This is a genomic window from Streptomyces sp. NPDC059456 (assembly GCF_042750055.1).
Classification (GTDB): Bacteria; Actinomycetota; Actinomycetes; order Streptomycetales; family Streptomycetaceae; genus Streptomyces.
Window position 1 is genome coordinate 1 of sequence record NZ_JBHYVA010001019.1, and the last position, 1,987, is coordinate 1,987.

Genomic DNA, 1,987 nt, shown 5'->3' on the forward strand with positions numbered 1-1,987 from the left:
GCACGCAGCCGAGCCCCGCGATTCCAGCCCCGCCGGCGTTTGAGGCGCGGGGGCCGGGGCCGAGCCCCGGGTTCGGGAAGGGGCGGGGCGGGGAAGAGGCCCCGCGCAGCGGCCCGGCCCCCCGCCCCGGCGCCCTCGGCGTCCTGTCCCGCCTGTTCCGCCTGCTCCGCAGCGAGCCACCGACCGGCGCCCCGGGCCCCGCCCCCGGCCCGGACACCGCCGGCGGCGGCGACTGCGCGGCCCGTCTCACCTCGCTCTCCCTCCGCCGCGGCCGCGCCGAGGTCCTCCACGGCATCGACCTCTCCGTGGCGGCCGGCGAGACCATCGCCCTCATGGGCCGCAACGGCGCCGGCAAGTCCACCCTCCTGGCCACCCTCATCGGCACGCTGGCCCCCACCACCGGCTCGGTGACCGTCGGCGGCCGCACCCCGCACCGCACCGCCCCGCAGGAGATGGTCCGCCGCGTCGGCCTGGTCCCGCAGGAGCCCCGTGACCTCCTCTACGCCGACACCGTGGCCGCCGAGTGCGCCGCGGCCGACGCCGATGCCGGCCGCCCGGCGGGCACCTGCCGGGCCCTGGTCCGGGAGCTGCTGCCCGACGTGCCCGACGGGACGCATCCGCGGGACCTCTCCGAGGGGCAGCGCCTGGCGCTGGCCCTGGCGCTCGTACTCACCGGCCGGCCCGCCCTGCTCCTGCTCGACGAGCCGACGCGCGGTCTGGACTACGCGGCCAAGGCGCGTCTGATCGAGATCCTGCGGGCGCTGGCCGCCGACGGGCACGCCATCGTCCTGGCCACGCACGATGTGGAGCTCGCCGCCGAGCTGGCGCACCGGGTCGTGATCCTGGCGGGCGGCGAGATCGTCGCGGACGGGCCGACCGCCGAGGTCGTCGTGTCGTCCCCGGCGTTCGCGCCGCAGGTGGCCAAGATCCTGGCCCCCGGCCACTGGCTCACGGTGTCCCAGGTCGCCCGCGCCCTGGCCGCCACGGACGCCGAGTCCGGCTCCGGCTCCGGCTCCGGCTCCGGCTCCGGCTCCGGCTCGGACAACGCGGCCGCCGGCACGGACGGGGCGAAGCCGTGAGCGACCGCCCCGTGCGCATCGGCCCCCGTGCCGCCGTCGCGCTGCTCTTCGTGACCCTGATCGGCATCGCCGCGTTCGGCTGGCCGCTGCTGGCCGACGGCCAGTCCGGACTCGCCCACTCCCAGGACGCCCCGTGGCTGTTCGCGGGGCTGCTGCCGCTCCTCGTCGCCGTGGTCGTCGCGACCATCGCCGATCAGGGGATGGACGCCAAGGCGGTGGCGATGCTCGGGGTGCTCGCCGCGGTCGGGGCCGCGCTGCGGCCGCTGGGCGCGGGGACGGCGGGCCTGGAGCCGATGTTCTTCCTGATGGTGCTCAGCGGCCGGGTCCTCGGCCCGGGCTTCGGCTTCGTCCTCGGCTCGGTGACGATGTTCGCGTCCGCGCTGCTGACGGGCGGGGTCGGGCCGTGGATGCCGTTCCAGATGCTGGCGATGGGCTGGTTCTCGCTGGGCGCGGGCCTGCTGCCCGGTGCGGCGGAGGCCGCCCCTGCCGGGGCGAAGCCGTGGGCCTGGGGGAAGCCGTGGGCCTGGGGAAGGCTGCGGGGCAGGGCGGAGCTGCTGATGCTGGCGGCGTACGGGTTCGTGGGCTCGTTCGCGTACGGCACGGTCATGAACCTGCAGGGGTGGGTGCTGCTGCAGGGCATGGGGCAGGGCATTTCGTTCCACCCCGGGGATGCGGTGGCCGCGAACCTGGCGCGGTTCGCCGCGTACTGTGCGGCGACCTCGCTGGGCTGGGACCTGGGCCGGGCCGTGCTGACGGTCGTACTGACCCTGACGGTCGGGGGGACGCTGCTGAGGGCGTTGCGGCGGGCGGTGCGGAAAGCGGCGTTCGAGGCGCCCGTTTCCTTCGGTTCGGGTTGAAAGTGGCCCGGCGCACACCCCTTTTCCGTGGATCGAACCACCACGGAAGGT

Annotated in this window: 2 protein-coding genes; both read left to right on the forward strand. The window is 76.4% G+C overall.

Annotation, left to right across the window (positions count from 1 at the left end; translation table 11 throughout):
* Nucleotides 1-1,079 (forward strand): energy-coupling factor ABC transporter ATP-binding protein (locus tag ACFXA3_RS41715; RefSeq protein WP_385196594.1); only part of this gene is annotated, 1,079 nt, incomplete at its 5' end.
* Nucleotides 1,076-1,936 carry an ECF transporter S component gene (locus ACFXA3_RS41720; protein ID WP_385196596.1) on the forward strand — a complete coding sequence of 287 codons (861 nt, stop codon included), beginning with the start codon at nucleotides 1,076-1,078 and terminating at the stop codon, nucleotides 1,934-1,936. The genes ACFXA3_RS41715 and ACFXA3_RS41720, both read left to right, overlap by 4 nt.
* The last annotated feature ends 51 nt before the right edge of the window (nucleotides 1,937-1,987 follow it).